21 protein-coding genes are annotated in these 21,700 nt (G+C 74.7%); 12 read left to right on the top strand and 9 right to left on the bottom strand.

The features are described from left to right. Positions 1-1,907, top strand: a 1,907-nt coding sequence (locus tag VR45_RS22905) for a SpoIIE family protein phosphatase (protein ID WP_045941693.1), incomplete at its 5' end; no start/stop codon positions are given. A gap of 46 nt (positions 1,908-1,953) precedes the next feature. On the opposite strand, the gene VR45_RS22910 is transcribed toward VR45_RS22905, so the two are convergent. Next, complete coding sequence (locus VR45_RS22910) at positions 1,954-2,370, bottom strand: peptidoglycan-binding domain-containing protein (protein ID WP_045941694.1); 417 nt, start codon at positions 2,368-2,370, stop codon at positions 1,954-1,956. Between the two features lie 140 nt (positions 2,371-2,510). After that, positions 2,511-3,452, bottom strand: coding sequence for a pseudouridine synthase (locus VR45_RS22915; RefSeq protein ID WP_045941695.1), 942 nt, complete (start codon positions 3,450-3,452; stop codon positions 2,511-2,513). 209 nt (positions 3,453-3,661) lie between these two features. Here VR45_RS22915 and VR45_RS22920 point away from each other — a divergent pair, with 209 nt between their 5' ends. The 3 genes from VR45_RS22920 to VR45_RS22930 all read left to right on the top strand — a co-directional run bounded on the left by VR45_RS22920 (position 3,662) and on the right by VR45_RS22930 (position 6,239). Beyond that, positions 3,662-4,777 carry a PP2C family protein-serine/threonine phosphatase gene (locus VR45_RS22920; RefSeq protein ID WP_234326086.1) on the top strand — a complete coding sequence of 372 codons (1,116 nt, stop codon included), beginning with the start codon at positions 3,662-3,664 and terminating at the stop codon, positions 4,775-4,777. A 142-nt stretch (positions 4,778-4,919) separates the two neighbouring features. Then, entirely contained in the window at positions 4,920-5,315 is a 396-nt protein-coding gene (locus VR45_RS22925) for a DUF3224 domain-containing protein (RefSeq protein ID WP_045941696.1), read from the top strand. A gap of 90 nt (positions 5,316-5,405) precedes the next feature. Beyond that, a complete protein-coding gene (locus VR45_RS22930) occupies positions 5,406-6,239 on the top strand; it encodes a DUF5995 family protein (protein WP_063772533.1) in 834 nt (277 codons plus the stop codon). On the opposite strand, the gene VR45_RS22935 is transcribed toward VR45_RS22930, so the two are convergent. Further along, positions 6,240-7,679, bottom strand: a complete 1,440-nt coding sequence (locus VR45_RS22935) for a GuaB1 family IMP dehydrogenase-related protein (protein ID WP_045941697.1) — start codon at positions 7,677-7,679, stop codon at positions 6,240-6,242. It lies immediately after the preceding gene. Positions 7,680-7,975: 296 nt separating this feature from the next. Between VR45_RS22935 and VR45_RS22940 the strand changes: the two genes are divergently transcribed. Both VR45_RS22940 and VR45_RS22945 read left to right on the top strand, forming a co-directional pair. Then, a complete protein-coding gene (locus VR45_RS22940) occupies positions 7,976-9,499 on the top strand; it encodes an SDR family oxidoreductase (protein ID WP_078896752.1) in 1,524 nt (507 codons plus the stop codon). 67 nt (positions 9,500-9,566) lie between these two features. Then, positions 9,567-10,019, top strand: a complete 453-nt coding sequence (locus tag VR45_RS22945) for an NUDIX domain-containing protein (protein ID WP_045941698.1) — start codon at positions 9,567-9,569, stop codon at positions 10,017-10,019. A gap of 126 nt (positions 10,020-10,145) precedes the next feature. On the opposite strand, the gene VR45_RS22950 is transcribed toward VR45_RS22945, so the two are convergent. From VR45_RS22950 to VR45_RS22960, 3 genes are read right to left on the bottom strand one after another with little or no spacing between them, the layout of a single operon-like run. Beyond that, positions 10,146-12,377 carry an FtsX-like permease family protein gene (locus VR45_RS22950; protein ID WP_045941699.1) on the bottom strand — a complete coding sequence of 744 codons (2,232 nt, stop codon included), beginning with the start codon at positions 12,375-12,377 and terminating at the stop codon, positions 10,146-10,148. Then, positions 12,374-13,081 carry an ABC transporter ATP-binding protein gene (locus tag VR45_RS22955; protein ID WP_045941700.1) on the bottom strand — a complete coding sequence of 236 codons (708 nt, stop codon included), beginning with the start codon at positions 13,079-13,081 and terminating at the stop codon, positions 12,374-12,376. Before VR45_RS22955 ends, VR45_RS22950 begins: the two co-directional genes overlap by 4 nt. Then, positions 13,078-13,602: a PadR family transcriptional regulator gene (locus VR45_RS22960; protein ID WP_045941701.1), complete on the bottom strand. Its 525-nt coding sequence runs from the start codon at positions 13,600-13,602 to the stop codon at positions 13,078-13,080. Before VR45_RS22960 ends, VR45_RS22955 begins: the two co-directional genes overlap by 4 nt. Before the next feature lie 410 nt (positions 13,603-14,012). Between VR45_RS22960 and VR45_RS22965 the strand changes: the two genes are divergently transcribed. Further along, positions 14,013-14,693, top strand: coding sequence for a hypothetical protein (locus VR45_RS22965; RefSeq protein ID WP_159394314.1), 681 nt, complete (start codon positions 14,013-14,015; stop codon positions 14,691-14,693). 38 nt (positions 14,694-14,731) lie between these two features. Then, a complete protein-coding gene (locus tag VR45_RS22970; RefSeq protein WP_045941703.1) occupies positions 14,732-15,253 on the top strand; it encodes a GNAT family N-acetyltransferase in 522 nt (173 codons plus the stop codon). 32 nt (positions 15,254-15,285) lie between these two features. Here the strand turns inward: VR45_RS22970 and VR45_RS22975 are convergent, their stop codons facing one another. Both VR45_RS22975 and asnB read right to left on the bottom strand, forming a co-directional pair. Further along, a complete protein-coding gene (locus tag VR45_RS22975; protein ID WP_045941704.1) occupies positions 15,286-15,963 on the bottom strand; it encodes a YoaK family protein in 678 nt (225 codons plus the stop codon). A 93-nt stretch (positions 15,964-16,056) separates the two neighbouring features. Further along, positions 16,057-17,889 carry an asparagine synthase (glutamine-hydrolyzing) gene (gene asnB / locus VR45_RS22980; RefSeq protein ID WP_045941705.1) on the bottom strand — a complete coding sequence of 611 codons (1,833 nt, stop codon included), beginning with the start codon at positions 17,887-17,889 and terminating at the stop codon, positions 16,057-16,059. A 191-nt stretch (positions 17,890-18,080) separates the two neighbouring features. On the opposite strand from asnB, the gene VR45_RS22985 reads away from it, so the two are divergent. From VR45_RS22985 to VR45_RS23000, 4 genes are all read left to right on the top strand, one after another. Beyond that, positions 18,081-19,019 carry a TIGR01777 family oxidoreductase gene (locus VR45_RS22985; protein WP_045941706.1) on the top strand — a complete coding sequence of 313 codons (939 nt, stop codon included), beginning with the start codon at positions 18,081-18,083 and terminating at the stop codon, positions 19,017-19,019. Positions 19,020-19,163: 144 nt separating this feature from the next. Then, on the top strand, positions 19,164-19,535 hold the full coding sequence (locus tag VR45_RS22990) for a BlaI/MecI/CopY family transcriptional regulator (RefSeq protein WP_045941713.1): 372 nt from the start codon (positions 19,164-19,166) through the stop codon (positions 19,533-19,535). Next, complete coding sequence (locus tag VR45_RS22995; protein ID WP_045941707.1) at positions 19,532-20,407, top strand: M56 family metallopeptidase; 876 nt, start codon at positions 19,532-19,534, stop codon at positions 20,405-20,407. The genes VR45_RS22990 and VR45_RS22995 overlap by 4 nt, the downstream gene beginning before the upstream one ends. Positions 20,408-20,451: 44 nt before the next feature. Further along, entirely contained in the window at positions 20,452-20,781 is a 330-nt protein-coding gene (locus tag VR45_RS23000; RefSeq protein ID WP_045941708.1) for a DHCW motif cupin fold protein, read from the top strand. Between the two features lie 75 nt (positions 20,782-20,856). Here the strand turns inward: VR45_RS23000 and VR45_RS23005 are convergent. After that, positions 20,857-21,700: C40 family peptidase (locus VR45_RS23005; RefSeq protein ID WP_045941709.1), on the bottom strand; the 844-nt coding region annotated here is incomplete at its 5' end.

Raw genomic sequence — 21,700 nt, forward strand, 5'->3', positions numbered from 1 at the left:
CGGTGCACGAGCAGCAGGTCCGCTCGTTCATGGTGGTGCCGCTGATCGCGCGCGGTTCGCCGGTCGGCGTCGCGGCGTTCTACCGGACGGTGCTGGAGCGCCCGTACGAGGACGACGACCTCGCGCTGGCCGGGGAGTTGGCGGTGCGGGCGGCCGTCTCGATCGACAACGCGCTGCTGTTCACCCGGGAGCGGGACGCGGCGGCCGCCCGGCAGCGCGCGCTCGACGAGGCGTGGGCCGCGCAGCAGCGGCTGTCGCTGCTCAACGAGGCGTCCAACCGGATCGGCACCACCCTGGATCTCTACCGCACCGCCCACGAGTTGATCGAGGTGGTGATCCCCCGGTTCGCCGACTTCGTCACCGTCGATCTGCGCGAGGCGGTGCTCGGCGGCGAGGAACCGGCACCGGTGCCGCCGGACGGCTCGGTGCTGATGCGGGCGGTGGCGGTCGGCGAACTGGACGCCGACGGGCTGATGTCGGACGCGGCCGACGCGATCGGCGAGACCTCGCAGTCGGCCAAGGTGTACGCGGAGAGCCTGCGCACCGGGCGGTCCATCCTGGTGTCGGAGGTCGACGAGACGGCGCTGCGCCGGATCGTCGCCTCCGAGGACCGGGTGCAGCCGGGTCTGGAAGCAGGTGTGCACTCGTACCTGATGGTGCCGTTGCTGGCGCGCGGACTGGTGCTGGGCGGCGCGGAGTTCATCCGTACCCGCAATCCGCTGTCGTTCGGCCCGGCGGACCGCGCGCTGGCCGAGGAGCTGGTCGGGCGCACCGCGCTGGCCATCGACAACGGCCGGCTGTACCGGCGGGAGCGGGAGACGGCGCTCACCCTCCAGCGCAGCCTGCTGCCGCAGGAGATCCACCGCACGCTGGGGCTGGAGATCGCCTACCGCTATCTGCCGAGCAGTGTGGTGAGCGAGGTCGGCGGGGACTGGTTCGACGTCGTCCCGCTGTCCTCCGGCCGGGTCGCGCTGGTGGTCGGCGACGTCATGGGGCACGGCATCAGGGCGGCCGCTACCATGGGCCAACTGCGCACCGTGGCGCGGACGTTGATCACCCTGGAACTGGCGCCCGACCGGGTGATGCAGCGGCTGGACGAGGCCACCACGGCGATCGGCGAGGGCCAGTTCGCCACCTGCGTCTGTGTCGTGTACGACCCCGTCGACCGGAGCTGCACCGCCGCCTGCGCGGGCCACCTGCCGCCGGTGGTGGCCGACACCGGCGGGAACGCCCGGCTGCTCGAACTGCCGCCCGGCGCGCCGCTCGGGGTCGGCGGAGTCCCGTTCGAGAGCGTCGGGTTCACCCTCCCGGAGGAGGGTCTGCTGGCCCTCTACACCGACGGCCTGGTCGAACGGCGCGGCCGCGACATCGACGAGGGGCTGCAGCTGCTGTGCCGCACCATCGCGGACCGGCGCGGCTCGCTGGAGCAGACCTGCGACGCGGTGCTCTCCGAACTCAACGGCCGCAGCAGCGAGGACGACATCGCGGTCATCATGGCGCAGGCCCGGCCGGCCGGTTCGGACCGGATCGCCACCCTTCCGCTCGACGACGACCACGCGATGGTGGCCCACTCGCGCCGGTTCACCCGGGAGACGTTGACCGACTGGGGGCTGGCGCCGCTGGCGGACTGGGCCGAGCTGTTGACCAGCGAACTGATCACCAACGCGCTGGTGCACGCGGGTTCGCCGACCCAGCTGCGGCTGCTGTGCAACCGCACGCTGACCGTGGAGGTGGCCGACCGGGACGCCGGCACGCCCCGGATGCGGCGCGCCGACGAGGAGGACGAGGGCGGGCGCGGCATCCACCTGGTGAACGAACTCGCCCACCGGTGGGGCACCCGGCAGACGCCGGACGGCAAGGTGGTGTGGTTCGAACTGGAGCTGCCGCCGGGGCTGTTGGAGCGGTGAGTCCGGGGCGGAACCGGGTCCGGGGCCCCGGCCCACCGAGGGGTGATCAGTTGAGGACGACCGTGTACGAGGGGACGAAGTGGCCGCAGGTGGAAGCCCGCCGGTAGTCGTCGACCAGCCACGGGTTCTGCTTGATGCGCTCCAGCACGACCTGGCCCGTCGCCTGGCCGAAGTACCCGTCGGCCTTCAGGGGGTGGGTGCCCCAGTCCCTGTCCGCCCGCTCCTGCATCCCCCTGATCGCGCGCTCGGTCTCGGGGCCGAACCGCCCGTCCTCCATGATGTGGCTGTGCGTCAGCTGGTTGATGTAGTACTGGACGCAACGCACCGAGGTGGATCTGTTCGGGTAGCCATAACCGATGGTGGGGAGACCGGGGTCGGCGTGGGCGGTGACCGCGCCGGAGCCCAGCAGGGCGATGGCGGCCAGGACCGTTGCGCCGCGCCGGAGGAGATGGGTGAGCCGCATGGGACCTCTTTTCCAGATGATCATCCGATCGGACGGTGGATCATATCCAGACGGCAGAACGGCGGGACCGCGGGACGGCGGGACGGCGGTGCGGGTCATGGTGGGCGCGGTCACCCCTTCCGGGGCGGCGGGCGGACGGGCTACCAGGACTCCGGGTCCGACCAGGCCGCCAGGGTCCGGCGGCTCTCGAAGCGGCACGGACGGCCGGTCAGCGGATCGGTGAACTCCATCGCGGCGGAGAGCAGTTGCAGCGGCCGGCGGAAGTCGTCCGGGGCCGGTTCCGGCAGCACCACCGGGTACACCGGGTCACCCAGGATCGGCAGGCCCAGGCCGCTCATGTGCAGCCGCAGCTGGTGCGTCCGCCCGGTGGACGGCCGCAGCAGGTAGTGGCCCAGCCCGCCGCGCCGCTCCAGCAGCGCGATCCGGCTCTCGCTGTTCGGCGGCGCGTCCAGCTCCTGGGCGGCGATCACCCCGCGCTCCTTCACGATGTGGCTGCGCACGGTGCGGGGCAGCTCCACCGCCGGGTCGTAGGCCGCCACCGCCCGGTACTCCTTGCGGACCAGCCGGTCCCGGAACAGCGACTGGTAGGCGCCCCGGTCCTGCGGCCGCACCACGAACATCGCCAGCCCCGCCGTCAACCGGTCCAGGCGGTGCGCCGGGCTCAGCGCGGGCAGGGCCAGCGTGTGCCGCAGCCGGCTCAGCGCCGTCTCCACCACGTGCCGCCCGCGCGGGGTGGTGGCCAGGAAGTGCGGCTTGTCGACCACCACCAGGTGCTCGTCCCGGTGCAGCACCTCCAGCTCGAACGGGACCGGCACCTCGGCCGGCAGCTCCCGGTAGAACCACAGGTGGGCGCCCGGCCGGAACGGGTCGGCCGGACCGACGGACCGGCCGTCCTCGCCGACCACCTCCCCGGCCCGCAGCAGCCCGTCCACCCGCTCCGCCGCCACCGCGGGAAGCCGCTCCCCCAGGTACTCCCGCACGGTCTCCCACGGCCCGCCGGTCACCGGCAGCCGCAGATGCACCGGATCGACCCCCTGCCGCTGCGGCAGGGGGGAGGTCGGGGCCGCGCTCCTACGTCTCATCGCGTCGGTCAGCCTAGTTCTTCCCGGCCCCCGGACGGACGGCGGGCGGAGGACTGACGGGCGGGGACGGCGGGCAGCCGGAGGACAGTGGGACGGGCGCCGGGATGCCGGTGGGGCGGGCGGCGGTGGAGAGTGGACGGAGGGGGCGGCACCCCGGCGGGCGCCGCCCGTCGAGTCGTCGGACCGTCGAGTGGCCTGGAGGCAGGTGCGTGAGCGCGAGCGGCGAGGGCCCCGAGAACGCCGCGGCACCGGACGCCGTGCCGCCGCCCCGGCTGCCGCGGCGGACCAGGCTGCTGCTCGGCGGCGCCTTCCTGCTGCTGGTCGGGGCCGTCCTCACGGACCTGCTGACCGGCCCCGGCAGCACCCTCTCCCCCGTGCTCGCCGCCGCGCCCGTCCTGGTCGGGGCCACCACCCGCCGGGCCCGGGTGCCGCTCGCCACCGGCGCGGCCGCCGTGGTCGTGGCCGGTCTGCTGGAGGAGTTCAACTCCCACCTGCCGCTCTCCGTCCACCTCGCCTCGCTGATCACCATCACCGCCACCACCCTCGCCAGCACCGCCAACGTCGTGCTGATCGCCGCCCGCGAGCGCGAGCTGTTCCAGGTGCGGACCGTCGCCGAGGCCGCCCAGCGGGCCCTGCTGCGCCCGCCGCCCGAGCGGATCGGGCCGCTGCGGATCGCCGTCCGCTACGTGGCGGCGGCCGCCGAGGCGAGGATCGGCGGGGACCTGTACGAGGTGGTGGACACGCCGTTCGGGATCCGGATCCTGCTCGGGGACGTCCAGGGCCACGGCCTGCCGGCCGTCGAGACCGCCGCGGACGTGCTCGGCGCCTTCCGCACGGCCGCGCGCACCGAGCCGGACCTCGCCCGGCTCGCCGAGCACCTGGACGCCGCGCTGGCCCGGCGGCCCGCCGACGGGCGGTTCGTGACCGCGGTGCTGCTCGGCGTGGACCGGGGGGACAACGCGGCCCTGCTGGTCAACTGCGGCCATCCGCACCCGCTGCTGCGCCGCGCCGGCCGGGTCACCGAACTCGTCCCCGCCCGGCACGCCCCGCCGCTGGGTCTGCTCGGCCTGCTCGGCGACGGCCGCTACACCGCCGAGCCGGTCGACCCGTCGCCCGGTGACCTGCTGCTGCTGTACACCGACGGGGTCTCCGAGGCCCGTGACGCGGCGGGCGAGTTCTACCCCCTCCCCGCCCGCTTCGCCGAGCTCCCGGCCGGGACCCCGGAGGACCTGATGGACGCCCTCCTGCCCGACCTCGCCTCCTGGGTCTCCCCGGGCGGCCTCGCCGACGACGCCGCCGCGCTCGCCGTCCGATGGGACCGGTGACCACCGACCGCTTGCCTCTTGCCGCTTTCCACTTGCCTCTGACCGCGGGCCGTTCCGGGGCGGTTGTCAGTGGGGCGTGCGAGGGTGGGTCCGCGGTCGGTACCTGACCGGGCGCACGGGCTTTCGTCGAGGGGACGGTGCGATGGGCGGCAGGGCGAGCGGGGCCTTCGAGGTGACGGCGTTCGAGCCGGAGGAGACCGACGAGCAGCCGGGCGCGACGCTCGGCCGGGTGCGGATCACCAAGGAGTTCACGGGCGGGCTGACCGGGGCGGGCGTGGTGCGGATGCTGTCGGTGCTGGACGGCGCGGGCGGCCCGGCCGCGTACGTGGCGGTGGAGCGGTTCACGGGCGCGCTGGACGGGCGGCAGGGGTCGTTCGTGCTGCAGCACTCGGCGCCGGGGAGCCACGGCGAGCGGTTGGCGATCCGGGTGGTCGCGGGCACGGGCACGGGCGAGCTGGCGGGGATCACCGGGGTGTTCGAGCTGGAGGTGGACGAGGAGGGCCGGCACACGTACGTCCTGGAGTACGAACTGGGCTGAGGCGCGGCGCCGGTGCGGCACGTCCGACTGCTGTCACGATGATGCGATCAATACACGGGAAGCACGGACGGAGCGCGGGGGATCGACGGCGTGGTCCGGCGACTGCGGGCGATCGGGGCCGGACTTCCGCCCACCGACGGGGTGGCGGTGTTCAACCGGATGTACCTGACGGTCACCGAGGGCGTCCGGACCGGACTGGGCACCTTCGCCGATCCGCCCGCCGTGGCCGAGCTGGACGTGCTGTTCGCCGGGCGCTACCTGCTGGCGGTGGACGCGGTCGCGGCGGGGCGGCGGCCACCGGCCTGCTGGCGGCCGCTGTTCGAGCTGCGCGCCGCTCCGGAGGTGCACCCGCTGCAGTTCGCGCTGGCCGGGATGAACGCCCACATCCAGCACGACCTGCCGCTCGCCGTCGTCGACACCTGCCGGCGGCTCGGCCGGGAGCCGGAGCAGCTGGAGGACGACTACCACCGGATCAACGGTCTGCTGGCGAGGGTCGAGACGGCCGTCCGCGAGCAGCTGATGCCCGGTCCTGACGTGCTGGAGCGGCTGGAGCCGATGACGCACCGGATCGGGGCGTGGTCGGTCGGCACCGCTCGGGAGGCGGCCTGGGGCTCGGTGCGGCTGCTCTGGGGGCTGCGCGGGCGGCCGTCGGCGGCGCGGGCCTGCGCAACGGCACTGGACGGGGCGGTCGGGCTGCTCGGCCGTGCGCTGCTCCTGCCGCTGGGCCTGCGGGCCCCGGCGGTCGAGCCGCCCTCGGCCGGGGCCCCTGCGGTCGGCCTGCGTACGGCCGAACCGCCGGTGGTCGGCCTGCGTACGGCCGAACCGCCGGTGGTCGGCCTGCGTACGGCCGAACCGCCGGTGGCCGGCCTGCTCCCCGTGGCGAGGAACAGGCCGGCCACCGACGCAGTGCGCGCCGGGCGGTGATCAGGCCCAGCTGGAGTGCAGCGGCTTGCCCTCGGCGTAGCCGGCCGCGCTCTGGATGCCGACCACGGCCTTCTCGTGGAACTCCTCCAGGCTGGCCGCGCCCGCGTAGGTGCAGGAGCTGCGCACGCCCGCGACGATGGAGTCGATGAGGTCCTCGACGCCCGGGCGGGCCGGGTCGAGGAACATCCGGGAGTGCGAGATGCCCTCCTCGAACAGCGCCTTGCGGGCCCGGTCGTACGAGGAGTCCTGGGCGGTGCGGTTGCTCACGGCCCGCTTGGAGGCCATGCCGAAGGACTCCTTGTACTGCCGGCCGTCGGCGGAGGTCTGGAGGTCGCCGGGCGACTCGTAGGTGCCGGCGAACCAGGAGCCGACCATCACGTTGGACGCGCCGGCGGCCAGCGCCATGGCGACGTCGCGCGGGTGGCGCACCCCGCCGTCGGCCCAGACGTGCTTGCCCAGGCGGCGGGCCTCGGCAGCGCACTCCAGCACGGCGGAGAACTGCGGGCGGCCGACGCCGGTCATCATCCGGGTGGTGCACATGGCGCCCGGGCCGACGCCGACCTTCAGGATGTCCGCGCCGGCCTCGACCAGGTCGCGCACACCGGCCGCCGAGACGACGTTGCCCGCGACGATCGGGACCTGCGGGTCCAGCCCGCGCACGGCGCGCAGCGCGCTGATCATCGACTCCTGGTGGCCGTGCGCGGTGTCCACGACGAGCGTGTCGGCGCCGGCCTCCAGCAGGGCCTTGGCCTTGCCGGCGACGTCGCCGTTGATGCCGACGGTGGCGGCGATCCGCAGCTTGCCGGCGGCGTCGACGGCCGGGGTGTAGAGGGTGGCGCGCAGCGCGTTCTTGCGGGTGAGCAGGCCGACCAGCCGGCCGTCGCGGTCGACGACGGGGGCGAGCTTGCGGTGCGCCTCGCTGAGCTTGTCGAAGGCGTCGCGCGGGTCGATGCCCTCGTCCAGCAGCAGCAGGTCGCGGGACATCACCTCGGCGAGCGAGGTGAAGCGGTCGACGCCCTGGCAGTCGGAGTCGGTGACGACGCCGACCGGGCGGCCGTCCTCGACCACGACCAGCGCGCCGTGGGCGCGCTTGGGCAGCAGCGAGAGCGCCTCGGCGACGGTGGCGCCGGGGTCGAGGGTGATGGCGGTGTCGTGCACCAGGTGGCGCTGCTTGACCCAGCCGACGACCTCGGCGATGACCTCGGTCGGGATGTCCTGCGGGATGGCGACCAGGCCGCCGCGGCGGGCGACGGTCTCGGCCATCCGACGGCCGGCTATGGCGGTCATGTTGGCCACGACCAGCGGGATGGTGGTGCCGGTGCCGTCGTTGGAGGAGAGGTCGACAGCCTGGCGGGAGCCCACGGCGGATCGGCTGGGGACCATGAAGACGTCGTCGTACGTGAGGTCGTACGAGGGCATGAGGTCGTTCAGGAAGCGCATGAAACGGGGCTCTCTGGCTGGGAGAAATTACACCTCGGGTGCGGGTGCGGCACGGCCGCAGGGCGCACTCGGGCGCCCCTGCACCCAACGTTCGATTCTCCGGTACCGGTAGGACAAACGCCAGCTGGCCGCTGTTTGCTGGGTCTGCGTACAAGCCATGATCAAAGCTCCGCGCGTAGATATGGAGGATCATCCAAATCCCGGGCTTTCGCCCCGGCCGGGGCCGCTCCCGTAGCATTCACGCGGTAGACGCGGCGGACGCCGTGATCGGCGAGGCGAGCGGGAACGGCAGAGGCATGGCGGCGGGATCGACGGCAGCACCGGGCGTGGACAGCGGGCAGCAGCGGGGCGAAGAGGACATCGAGGAGATCGACTACGGCCCCGGCCTCGACCCCGAGCGGCTCCGGCTCTGCCTGGAGGTGCTGGCCGAGCTGGACGAGCTGCACGTCGACCACCCGGACGCGATCACCGTCCGCCAGGCCGTCGGCGGCATATTCCGCACTCTCAAGCAGCGCCGCCGCCAGGAGACCCGGGCCCGCAAGACCGCCAACGACCGCGAGGTCACCGCGCGCACCGCGACCGGCGCCCCGAGCCGGATCGACGACGAGACGGCCGGCGCCTTCGGCCTGACCACCGTCACCACCACCGAGATCGCCGGGATCCTGGAGCGCCCCCGCTCCTGCTACATCTGCAAGCAGCGCTACATCGAGGTCGACGCGTTCTACCACAACCTCTGCCAGGGCTGTGCGACCAAGAACCGGGCCCGGCGCGACGCCCGCGCCGACCTGACCGGAAAGCGCGCGCTGCTGACCGGCGGCCGCGCCAAGATCGGTATGTACATCGCGCTGATGCTGCTGCGCGACGGCGCGCACACCACCATCACCACCCGCTTCCCCAACGACGCGATCCGCCGCTTCACCGCGATGCCGGACAGCGCCGAGTGGCTGCACCGGCTGAAGATCGTCGGCATCGACCTGCGCGACCCGGCCCAGGTGATGGCGCTGGCCGACGAGGTCGCGGCGGACGGCCCCCTGGACATCCTGATCAACAACGCCGCGCAGACCGTGCGCCGCCCGCCGGAGTCCTACCGGGAGCTGGTCGCCGCCGAGTCGGCGCCGCTGCCGGCCGGCGAGCTGCCGCAGTCGACCACCATCGGCCGCTTCAACAGCGGCAGCGTCGACCTGCCCGCGCTGCCGCACCAGGCCTCGGACCCCGCCGAGCGGATCTCCGCCGAGGACGTCACCTCGCTCGCCCTGGTCACCGGTTCGGCGACGCCGGAGCGGATCCGGGCCGGGACGGCGATCGACGCCGGCGGCCTGGTGCCGGACCTCGCGGACACCAACAGCTGGGTGCAGACCGTCAACGAGGTCGGCCCGGTGGAGCTGCTGGAGGTCCAGCTCTGCAACTCCACCGCGCCGTTCATCCTGATCAGCCGGCTCCGCCCGGCGATGGCCGCCTCGGCGTCCCGCCGCAAGTACGTGGTCAACGTGTCCGCCATGGAGGGCGTCTTCTCCCGCGGTTACAAGGGCGCCGGCCACCCGCACACCAACATGGCCAAGGCCGCGCTCAACATGCTCACCCGCACCAGCGCGGTGGAGATGTTCCAGACCGACGGCATCCTGATGACCGCCGTCGACACCGGCTGGATCACCGACGAGCGCCCGCACCCGGACAAGATGCGCCTCGCCGACGAGGGCTTCCACGCTCCGCTCGACCTGGTCGACGGCGCGGCCCGGGTCTACGACCCGATCGTGCGCGGCGAGCAGGGCGAGGACCTCTTCGGGTGCTTCCTCAAGGACTTCGAGCGCGCCGCCTGGTAGCCGTCCGGCAGGACGTCGCGTCCCCGCGCCGTCCTGCCACCCCGTCACCCCGTTCGGAGGAACCGACGTGACCCACGCACCGCTGCTCGGCGCCGGAGTGATCGTGCCCACCGGGGACGGCCGGGTGCTGATCGGCCGCCGCACCACGGCCGGCGAGCCGCCGACCTGGAGCCTGCCCGGCGGCAAGGTCGACCCCGGCGAGTCCTTCGAGCGGACGGCCGCGCGCGAGCTCGCCGAGGAGACCGGGATCGTGCTGCCCGCCGAGGAGATGCGGGTGCTCGCGGTGCTGCTCGACCACGAACTGGGCCGCCCCCGGCTCACCGCCGCGGTGCTCGCCCCGCCGAGCCTGGCGGCCGCGGTGGTCACCGAGCCGCACTCCTGCGGCGGCTGGGAGCGGCTGCCGCTGGACGCGCTGCCGGAGCCGATGTTCTACCCGTCCGGGCTGGTGCTGGGCGCCTGGCGGGCGGAGCTGGGGTTCGCGCCCCGGCCGGGGACGCACGCCTACCCCGTCCTCCGCTGAGCCGCCGCCGGTCCGCACACGCGTGGACCCCGCTCCCCCGGTTCGAGGGGGGCGGGGTTCGCGCTTGTCCGGCACGGGGTTCACGCCCGTCCGGCCGGCTCCACGCCCGTCCGGCGGGGCCGGGCCTCAGCCGTTGCGGGCCGCCTCCGGTCCGGTGATCCGCTTCAGCAGCGGCAGCGTGGAGGCGATGATCCCGAGCGAGGACGCCAGCCCGAGCAGCACCAGGCCGAAGAACACCGCGCCGGGCGACACCAGGTCGTAGTCCATCTGCGACTTGAGGAACATCGCGGCCGCGCCGAGGCCCGTCCCGATCGCGATGGCCGACACCACCAGCAGCGGCAGCGCGCTCTCCAGGCCGATCACCACCCGCAGCATCCGCAGCGGCGCCCCGGTGAGCCGGAGCATCGCGAACGGCCGGCGCCGGTCGGACAGGCCCGCGACCACACTGACCGCCAGGCTGCAGCCGGCGATCGGCAGGGTGGTGAGCAGCACCACGTCGGCCAGCTGCCGCCAGCCGGCGAGCTCCTTCTGCTGGGCGGAGCCCCAGTCCTGGACCATCCGGGCGTGCTGGTCCGGGAAAGCCCGGCTGAGCAGGGTGCGGACGCGCTCCTTGGCGGCGGTCGTCCCGTCCGTCGTCACGTAGAGCGACACCACGGGCAGCCGGTCGACGGCCTCGGCGGTGATCGGCGCGGTCGGCCATTCCTTCGCGGCCTGCGAGGTCAGGCTCAGGAAGCCGAACGGCTCGACGGCGGCGACGGCGGCGCCGGGGGCGCAGTGGCCGACCGCCGGGGTCTGGGCGAGGTCGGCGCAGGACACCAGGGAGGCCTCGGGCCAGTCGGGCGGGGCGTCCGGATCGTGCGCCAGGCCGTCCGGGTTGGCGTGGGCGACGGCAATGCCCCGGAAGCCGGGCACGGCCCGCAGGTCGGCGAGGACCCGCTCCGGGAGGGCATCGGTCATCGGCGGCTCGCCGGCCATGACACCGTGCTCCACCGCGACCCGGGTCTGCGGGTCTCCGCTGAGCTCGCCGCGGTTGAGGTCGATGGTGCCGATGATGGCGACCGTCGCGGTGGTGACGAACAGGGCCAGGATCAGGCCGGCCACCGAGCGGAACCCGGCCTTGGGGTCGTCGGCGAGCCGGCGCACGGCGATCAGGGTGGCCGGGCGGCTGGTCCGGGCGGCGACCAGCCGGGCCACGGCCATGGTCAGCCAGGGGCCGGCGACCACCAGGCCGAACATGACCACCAGGAAGCCGGTCAGGTAGGCGGCGGTCTGGCCGTTGGTGGTCTGCGGGCGGCGGCCGACGAACCAGGCGAGTTCGGCGAGCCCCGCCAGCAGCGGCGCCACCCGCCAGACGGACGGCGGCTTCGGGGTGGCCCGGCGGCTGACGCCGAGCGGGGAGACGGTGACCCGGCGCAGGGCGAGCCGGGCGGCCACGGCGGCGGCGAGCGGGACGCCGAGCAGCACGGCCGCGCACTGGACGGCGGTGAGGGTGAGGTCCTCGGTGAAGAAGCGCTCCCCGGTGAACGGGACGGTCGCCACCAGCGGTCGCAGCAGCAGGAACACCACGAAGCCGAGGACGGTGCCGGCCACGGCGGCCAGGGTGGACTCGACGGCCGCGATCGCGGTGATCTGCCGGGGTGTCGCCCCGACCAGGCGCATCGCGGCGTAGCGCTGCTCCCGGGTGGCGGCGGAGAGCCGGGTGGCCGTGCCGATGAAGATCACCACGGGGAACAGCAGCGCCCCGGCGACCACGGAGAGGATCAGTGTCATGGCGTCGCCGCGCACGCCGCCCCCCGGGCAGTCGGCCTGGCAGTCCGGGAGCCGGTCGGCGACGGTGGTGATCGGGCGGGCGCCGGGGCGGGCCGCGAGGGCGGTCCGGTCCTGGCCCTCGACCAGGACCAGGGAGTCCGGGGAGGCGAGCGCGGCCTTGCCGATCTCTCCGACGAGCCGGCCCGGGAAGCGGTCGGCCAGGTGGTCGGCCGGTGTCTCGCGAATCAGTTTCGCGAGGGCGGGCGAGGCGTAGTACTCGCCCGTCGCGGGGAGCTTCGCCATGCCCGGCGGGACGGGCGAGGTCGGACCGGTGGCGGCGACCTCGATGTACAGCAGCCGCTTGCCGTCGTAGAACTCGGGGCCGTGGTCGCGCCACCAGAGCGGATCGACGTTCGCCGTCTCGGTGCGGCTCTTGGCGCCGCTGTTGGACCAGAGCATCCGGTCGTTGGCGGCCCCGACGGCGTTCACGGCGGCGAGCGTGGAGAGCAGCAGGCCGACGCCGACGGCGGTGGCGGCGGTGATGGTGAGCAGCCGGGCGACGGCCTGGCGGCCGCCGCTGACGGCGAGGCGCAGCGCGAAGGTGATCACGGGGCGACCCGCTCCGCCACGCCCGGCGCGTACCCGGTGGAGAGCAGTCGGGCCCGGCCGTCCCGGACCACGGCCTCGCGGTCGGCGTAGGCGGCGACCCGGGGCTCGTGGGTGACCAGGACGACGGTGGTGCCCTGTTCGCGGGCGGCGCCGACCATCAGCTCCATGACCTGCTCGCCGGTGAGCGAGTCCAGCGCGCCGGTCGGCTCGTCGGCGAACAGCACCCGGGGGCGGGTGACCAGGCCGCGGGCGAGCGCGACCCGCTGGGCCTGGCCGCCGGAGAGTTCGCCGGAGCGGCGGCTCCCCAGGCCGTCGAGGCCGAGCCGGGCGAACCAGGGGCGGGCCTCGGCGAGGGCGGCGGCCCGGCGGACGCCGCCGAGCAGCAGCGGCAGGGCGATGTTCTCCTCGGCCGTCAGTTCCGGGACGAGCTGGCCGAACTGGAACACGAAGCCGAAGGCGTCCCGGCGCAGGGCGCTGCGCCGGTTCTCGTCCAGCCGGTCGATCCGCTGTCCGTCGAAGTGCACCTCGCCCGCGTCGGGGACGAGGATGCCGGCCAGGCAGTGCAGCAGGGTGGACTTGCCGGAGCCGCTGGCGCCCATCACGGCGAGCACCTCCCCGGCCTCGGCGGCCAGGCTGGCGCCGCGCAGGGCCGGGGTCTCGCCGAAGGCGAGTTCGACGTCGCGGGCTTCTATCAGGGGGCTCATGCGCGTACCTCCGCGGCGAGGGCGTCCAGGCGGGCAGTGGTCAGGTCGATCCAGCGGAGGTCCGCTTCCAGGTGGAAGAGGCCGTGGTCGGCGAGCAGGGCGTCGACCAGCGGGCCGGTGCGGCGCAGTTCGGTCAGCTCGCGCATCCGGCGCAGGTGGGCGGCGCGCTGGGTGTCGAGGTACGCCTCGGCGTCGCGGCCGAGCAGCAGGGCGAGCACGACCTTGGTGAACAGCACCGACTGGAGGGTGGGTTCGGGGGCGACGGGCTCGGCGAGCCAGTGCTCGAACTCGGTCACCCCGGCCTCGGTGATGACGTAGCGCTTGCGTTCGGGCCCGTCGCCGGGCTCGGCCTCGCCGGCGACGACTTTGCCGTCCCGGGCCAGGCGGCCGAGCGTGGAATAGACCTGACCGTACGGCAGGGGCTTGCCGCGCCCGAAGAAGGCGTCGTAGTCGCGCTTGAGGTCGTAGCCGTGGCTCGGCTCGCGCTCCAGCAGCCCGAGAAGGGTGAGGGGAACACTCATAGGAAGAACATACACCAGAGATATACACCGAGTGTATAGCTCGCGAGAATACGGCTATGACCTGCGAAAACACCGTGTCGCCCGACCGGTCGGGCCGATCCTGGAGCCCTGGAACACCGCGAGCGGGGGACGGCCCCAAAACCCGTCCCCCGCCCTGCACGGCGGCCCGGCGAGCCCCCACAGCGGGCCGGACCACCGCGCCCCCGGCACGGGGGGCGCGGCCGGTGCCAGCCTGCCCCCTCGACCCCCGGCCCGCCGAGGGCCGAACGTCCCGGTCCCGGCACCCGGCCGGGGGGACCGGGAGTCCCGCGCCCCGGCCGGGTGACCGACTCTTGTGCCCGGGGGCGGTGCCGGGGGAAATTGGAGTCGACGGGGCCCACGCACGCCAACCGCCGTGAGGAGCACGCATCGTGTCCAGGACACCCCGCCCGGCCCGCACCGTGCCGCCGCCCCGGCGGGCCGGCCGCGCGCTGCGCCGCGCCCTCGGCCGCCGACGCACCGTCCGGGCCCGCGAACCCCTCGCCCGTCCGGTGGACCGCGCCCGCAGCCGCGCCTGGCTCGCCGCCGGCCTCGCCCTGGTCCTCGGCCTGGCCGGGATCGCCGCCGCCGCCGTCCTCGGCCACCGCACCGCCGGGCGCGCCGCCGAGGCCGAACGCGGCCGACTGCACCGCACCGAGGCACTCGTCCTCGGCCGGCTCCGTGCCGAGGACACCGGCGCCGGCCGGTGGAGCGGCGGCTACGAGAAGCGGGTCGACACCTCGGTCTCCTGGACCTCCCCCGACGGCCTGGCCCGCACCGGCACCGGCCCCGCGCAGCGCCGCCACCGGATCCACCGTCACCCTCTGGGTCGACGGCGACGGGCGGCCCGCCACTCCCCCCCCGCCACTCCCCCGGCCACCGCGGTCGGCCTGGCCGTCGGGGTGGTCTGCACCGGCCTGGCCGCCACGGCCACCCTGGCCGCCCTGGTCGGCGGCCTGCTCGCCCTGCGGCTGCGCGCCCTCGACCGGCGGGCCGCCCGCGACTGGGAGCGCTCCTGGGCCCACTGGGAGCCCCGCTGGTCCGGCCGCGCCAGCCAGCCGCAGGACGACTGAACGGCACGAGAACCCCCGACCACCCTGTGGAGACACCCTTGTTCAGTACCGAACGGCTGACCGCCCGCCTCTGGCAGCACAGCGACGCCGAGCGCGCGTTCGACACCTACTCCCGTTGGGAGGTCGCCCGGTGGTTGGGCGCCACCCCGAAGGCCCTGGAGTCGCCCGCCGAGGCGCCGGCCATGATCGACCGCTGGCGGCAGCGCTCGGCCGACCCCCGCTACGGGATCTGGGCCCTGGAGCGCAAGGACACCGGTGTGGTGGTCGGCTCGGTGATCCTGATCCCGCTGACGGACCCGGACGGCACCGGCGACGGCGAGATCGAGGTCGGCTGGCACCTGCACCCCGACTCCTGGGGCCACGGCTTCGCCACCGAGGCCGCCACCGCCGCCCTCGCCAAGGGCTTCGCCGACGGCCTCACCGAGATCCACGCCATGGTCCGCCCCGGCAACGACCGCTCCGCCGCGGTCTGCCGCCGCCTCGGCATGACCCCGCAGGGCCGCACCACCCACTGGTACGGCGGCACCGAGTTCGACGCCTTCCTCGCCACCCGCCCCTGAGCCGGGGCGGGGCCGCACCCGCCGACAGCCGGTCAGCGGGCGGGATCGGGCCGGGTCCAGGGGGCGGCGGGGTGGCCGGAGGCGTGGTGGGTGAGGGCGGCGACGGTGAGGAGGAGGGCGAGGGCTGCGGCGAGGGCGACCGGGACGGCGACGTGCAGGACGAGCACGGCGCCGAGCAGGGCGCCCGCGAGCATCCAGGCGGCCGAGGCCAGGCGACGGGGGCCGGCGCGTTCGGCGGCCAGGGCGGTGAGGGTCATCGTCAGGACGGTGGTGGTCAGGTCCGGCACCTTGAGCGCGCGGACCACCGCGTTCTGCAGGCCCATCGCACCGCCCAGGACACCGATCAGGGTGTAGCGGACCGGTTCGGCGGTGTGGCCGAGGGCCGCGCTGAGGACGGCGCAGACGGCGAACAGCGCCGACTGGACCGCCACGGTGAGGACCAGCAGCCGCCCGCGGTGGGCGGGGCCGCGCCGGGCGAGGTGCCCGCCCGCGAGGGCGCCGGCCAGGAAGGCGGCGAGGGCGGCCAGCGAGGCCCGTGCGGAGAGGCCGGGCGCGCCGGCCAGGGCGAAGCCGAGGAAGATCACATTGCCGGTCATATTGGCGACGAAGACGTGTCCGAGGGCGAGGTAGCTCACGGCGTCGACCAAGCCGGTGACCACGGTGAGCACCAGCAGCATCGCCACCAGCGGCCCGTGCCGGGGGTCGCGCATCCTCAGCCTCCTGCCGCTCGCCCTCGCCCTCGCCCTCGCCCTCGCCCTCGCCCTCCCGGCAGCCTAACCGGGCCGGTCGGTGCGGAGGGTCCGTCAGACCGCGAGGGCCGGGCGGTGGTGGTCCAGCCAGAGCGCGAGGTCGACGACCCGCTCCAGCCGGAGCCGGTGGCCCCACTCCAGCTGGTCGGCCGGCGTGTCCAGGCTGGCCTTGATCACCGTCTCGTCGGCGATGTCGCGCACGTGCGGCGCGTCCAGCGCCTCGCGGGCGAGCCGCTGCAGCCCGCCGTTGTAGTCGGCGTGGTGGGTCGCCGGGTAGTGGTTCTTGGGCCGCCACAGCACCGAGTCCGGGGCGATGCCCTGGCCGGCCGCGCGCAGCAGGCTCTTCTCCCGGCCGTCGTAGCTCTTCATCGCCCAGGGGGTGTTGAACGCGTACTCGACCAGCCGGTGGTCGCAGTACGGCACCCGCACCTCCAGGCCCTGGGCCATCGAGAGGCGGTCCTTGCGGTGCAGCAGCTGGCGCAGCCAGCGGGTCATCGACAGGTGCTGCATCTCGCGCTGGCGGTGCTCCTCGGGGCTCTCGCCGTCCGCGTGCGGGACGGCGGCCAGCGCGCTGCGGTAGGTGTCGTCGCGGAACTCGGCGATCCGCAGGTGGGCGGCGAGGTCCGGGTTGATCGGCATCGCCGCCTCGTCCCCGGTGACCAGCAGCCAGGGGAAGGTCTGCGCGGCGAGCGCCTTGGGGTTGTGGAACCACGGGTAGCCGCCGAACACCTCGTCGGCCGCCTCGCCGGAGAGAGCGACCGTGGAGTGCTTGCGGATCTCGCCGAACAGCAGGTAGAGCGAGGTGTCCATGTCGCCGACGCCGATCGGCGAGTCCCGGGAGACGACGACGGCGCGGCGGTGCTCCAGGTCCAGCAGGGTGCGCGGGTCGAGCACCACGGTGGAGTGGTCGCTGCCGATGAACGCGCCGGCCTCGGCGGCGAACGGGGTGTCGTGGCCGGTGCGCAGCACGTCGCCGGTGAACTGCTCGGCCTGGTCGCTGTAGTCGACCGCGTAGGAGCGCAGCTTGGCCTGCGGGCCCTCCTGGAGCCGCAGTTCGTCGGCGACCAGGGCGGTGACGATGGTCGAGTCCAGACCGCCGGAGAGCAGGCTGCAGAGCGGGACGTCGGCCTCCAGCTGGGCGCGGGCGGCGCGGTTGACGAGCGCGCCGATCCGCTCCTTGGTGGCGTCCAGGCCGTCGGTGTGGGGGCGGGCGGTGAGCTCCCAGTAGCGGGTCTCGCGGATCCCGGCGCGGTCGAGCACGAGCAGGGCGCCGGGGTGGACCTCGCGGACGCCGGCCCAGACCGTGGGGCCGGTGTTGAAGAGCAGGCTGTAGGCCTCGCGCAGGCCGTCGGCGTCCACCGTGGGGGTGATCTCCGGGTGGGCGAAGAGCGCCTTGGGCTCGGAGCCGAAGGCGAGGCCGCCGTCGATCTCGGCCCAGAACAGCGGCTTGACGCCGAGCCGGTCGCGGACCAGCAGCAGGCGCTGCTCGCGCTCGTCCCAGACGGCGAAGGCGTACATGCCCTCCAGCCGCTCGACGAGGGCGTCGCCCCACTCCTGGTAGGCGCGGAGCACCACCTCGGTGTCGCTGCGGGTCTCGAAGCGGTGGCCCTTGGCGCGGAGTTCGGCGCGCAGCTGGTGGTGGTTGTAGACCTCGCCGCTGTAGGTGAGGACGACGCCGGGCTCGTCCCGGCGGTCGGGCATGGGCTGGGCGCCGCCGTCGATGTCGATGACGGCGAGGCGGCGGTGGCCGAGGGCGGCGTGGCGGCCGAGCCAGACACCGCCGGCATCGGGGCCGCGCAGGGTCATGGTGGCGGTCATCGCCTCGATGACGGGGGCGCTGTGGCGGACGTCCTGGTGGAAGGACACCCAGCCGGTGATTCCGCACATGCGCGAGCACTCCTTGGGCGAGCTTGGGCGAGCAGACGATCGGATCCGGACCACCAGTCGGGTGAACAGCGGTGGTGGTTCCACGGATTCGGACACATTTCCGGCCATGTCCTGGCGACACCGGCATTTTGAACACGTTCAGGTCGACCGCTAGGGTGCGCACGACCAATCGTTCAAAGGGGGGATCCGAGATGAGGATCGTCATACCCGGTGGGACCGGCCATATCGGGCGGATCCTGGACCGGGCGCTCACCGCCGACGGCCACGAGGTCCTGGTGCTGACCCGCCGGCCCCGGCGCGACCAGGAGATCTTCTGGGACGGCCGCTCGCTGGGCCGCTGGACCGCCGCGATCGACGGCGCCGACGCCGTCGTCAACCTCGCCGGGCGCAGCGTCGACTGCCGCTACACCGAGGAGAACCTGCGCGACATGATGGACTCCCGGGTGCACTCCACCCGGGCCGTCGGCCGCGCGATCGCGGGCGCCCGCCGCCCGCCCCGGGTCTGGCTGCAGATGAGCACCGCCACCATCTACTCCCACACCTACGGCACCCCGCACGACGAGGACACCGGTGTCATCGGCGGCGAGGAGCCCGGCGTCCCCGCGTACTGGGAGCGCAGCGTGCGGATCGCCCGCGCCTGGGAGCGCGAGCAGACCGAGGCGGCCACCCCGCACACCCGGCGGGTCGCGCTGCGCTGCGCCATGGTGATGAGCCCGGAGGCGGGCGGCGCCTTCGACCAGCTGCTGCGGCTGGCCAGGACCGGCCTGGGCGGGTCGGTCGACGGCGGCGCCCAGTACCTGTCGTGGATCCACGACCGGGACCTGGTCCGCTCGGTGCGCTTCCTGCTCGACCGGGAGGACATCGCCGGACCGGTCAACCTCGCCGCGCCGACGCCGGTGCCGCAGCGGGTGTTCATGCGGACGATCCGGCGGGCCAAGGGCATCCCGGTGGGGCTCCCGGCCACCCGCTGGATGGCCGAACTGGGCGCGTTCGCGCTCCGCTCGGACACCGAACTGCTGCTGAAGAGCCGGGCGGTGGCCCCGGGACGGCTGCTGGCGGCCGGCTTCGGCTTCGAGCACCCGCACTGGCCCGCGGCGGCCACCGACCTGCTCCGGCGGATGCGCCGCTGAGCTACGGCCCGCCCCGCGGCCGGGCCCGGCCGTACGATGGGCGGGCGCCGGGCACAGGGACAGGAGACCCGGGACAGGGCACCGGAGCAGGGCCACCAGGGGCAGGACCGCCCGGGGGCGGGACGGCGGAGGAGCGGACGGGTGCTGCGCGGACTGGGCGATCTGGAGGCCGAGATCATGGACCGGCTCTGGTCCTGGGGCCGCCCGGCCACCGTGCGCGAGGTCGTCGACGACCTGCAGCGGCAGCGCCCGGTCGCGTACACCACCGTCAACACCGTCGCCGACATCCTGCACACCAAGGACTGGCTGCGGCGGACCAAGGTCGGCCGGGCCTGGGTCTACGAGCCCACCTGCACCCGGGAGTCGTACACCGCGCAGCTGATGCACCAGGCCCTGGAGACCAGCCCGGACCGCGCCGGGGCCCTGCTGCACTTCGTCGACCGGATCAGCGGCGACGAGGCGACCGCCCTGCTCGCCGCCCTGGAGCAGGTGAAGGCGCGGGACGGCGACCGGTGACCCTGGCCCTGCTGGCGCTCCACCTGCTCCTGGTCGGCGTCCTGCTCCCGCGGCGGCTGGCCGGCTCGCCGCGGCTCCAGGCCCGGCCGGCCCTCGGCGCGGCCGTCTGGCTCGCGCTGATGGCCTCCTTCGGCACCGGGCTGCTGCTGGCCGCGCACCACCTGATGGCGCCGCTCGGACACGAACCGGCCGGGCTCGTCGGCCTGCTCCCGCACCTGGAACCGGCCGTCGCGCCGCACGCCCACGACTGGTGGGCCCCGGCCGCGGCCGGCGGCGCGGTCGCGGCGGTCGCCGCCGTGCTCGCCGCGCGGGCCGCCCGGGCCCGGCGGCGGCACCGGGAGACGCTCGACCTGGTGGCCACCCGGGACCGGGGGCGCCGGCTGCTCGTCCTGGAGGACCCGCGGCCCGCCGTCTACTGCCTGCCCGGCCGCCGGGCCCGGGTGGTGGCCACCCGGGGCGCCCTCGACCTGCTGGACGAGCGCCGGCTCGCCGCGGCGGTCGCCCACGAGTACGGGCACCTGCGCGGGCGCCACCACCTGGTCCTGCTCGCCGCCGACACCTTCGCGCTCCTCCTCGGCCGGCTCCCGCTGGCCCGGCTCGGGCGGGCGGAGGTGGCGCTGCTGCTGGAGATGGCGGCCGACGACGCCGCGCTCGCCCGGGTCACCCCCGGCGAACTCGCGGGCGCGCTCTACGCCCTGGCCACCGCCGGGACCGGGGCCGGACCGGCCGGCCTCGCCGCCGCGTCCACCGGCGTGCTCGCCCGCGTCCAGCGCCTCGCCCGGACCACCGCGCCCCCGGCCCCGGCCTACCGGCTGGCCGCCCTCGCCGCCCCGCTGCTCCCCTACCTGCTGGCCTGCGCCCCGCACCCGTGACACCGGGAGGGCCCGGCCGCGTCCGGTGTGACTAGGGTGACCGCATGAATCTCACCGGTTTCCCCTTCACCGCCACCGACTGGAACCAGGTCGACGAGGACCGCAAGCCGGGCGAGAGCGGGGAAGTGACCAGCCGCGTGCAGCAGTTCGGCGAGGTCCGGGTCCGCCGGGTGGACTACAGCCCCGGCTACGTCGCGGACCACTGGTGCCGCAAGGGCCACGTGCTGTTCGTCCTGGAGGGCGAGCTCGTCACCACCCTCGACGACGGCCGCGTCGTGGTCACCGGCCGGGGCGGCAGCTACCAGGTGGCCGACGACGCGGAGGCCCACCGCTCCAGCGCGCCGAACGGCGCCAGCCTGCTGATCGTCGACTGACAGCGGCCGACGCCTCCGCCCGGCCTTTGCGCCGGTTACGGCCGGACGGCACCGGTCACGGCCGGACGGCGCCGCTCACGGCCGGACGGCGCCGACGTAGGGCATGGCGTCGATCGGGAGGACCTCCACGTTCTTCCCCGTGCGCGGGGCGTGGATCATCTTCCCGTCGCCGATGTAGAGGCCGACGTGGTGCAGGTCGCCGTAGAAGAAGACCAGGTCGCCCGGCTGCAGGTCGGCGCGGGCGATGCGGGCGCCGGCGTTCCACTGGGCCTGGGAGACGCGCGGCAGCTGGACCCCGGCCGCGCGGTAGGCGGCGCCGGTGAGGCCGGAGCAGTCGTAGCCGGACGGGCCGGTGGCGCCCCAGACGTACGGCTTGCCGAGCTGGGAGTACGCGAACTGCACGACGGCGGCGGCCCGCCCGGTGGCGGGTCCCGTGTAAGCCGGCCGCTCGGCGGCGGAGCGCGAGGCCCGGGTGGCGGCGGCCTCCTGGGCGTTGACCTTGGCCCGGTCGGCGGCGCTCAGCTTGTTGAGCAGCGCCTGGGCCTTGGCCAGCTTCTCCTGGACCGCCTTCTTCTCGCCCGCGAGCGCGACGGCCGCCCCGTCGAGCTGGGCGAGGGTGGCGGTGGCCTCGGCGCGGTCCTGGTCGAGTCGGCGCTGCTCGGCCAGGGCCTGGCGGAGCAGGGCCGCCTGCGAGTCGACGACCTGGTTCTGGGCGGCGGCCCGGGCCAGGTAGGCGCCGGGGTCGGAGTCGAGCATCAGCTGGACGGACGGGTCGATGCCGCCGTTGCGGTACTGCTCGGCCGCGATGCCGCCGAGCTGGGTGCGCAGCTCGTTCATCGCGTCCTGGCCCCGGGCCACCTTCTCCTGGATCCGGCCCGCCTCGCCCTGGAGCTTCTGCTGCTTCTCCTGGAAGCCGTTG

The sequence above is a fragment of the Streptomyces sp. NRRL S-495 genome (genome assembly GCF_000966955.1).
Classification (GTDB): domain Bacteria; phylum Actinomycetota; class Actinomycetes; order Streptomycetales; family Streptomycetaceae; genus Kitasatospora; species Kitasatospora purpeofusca.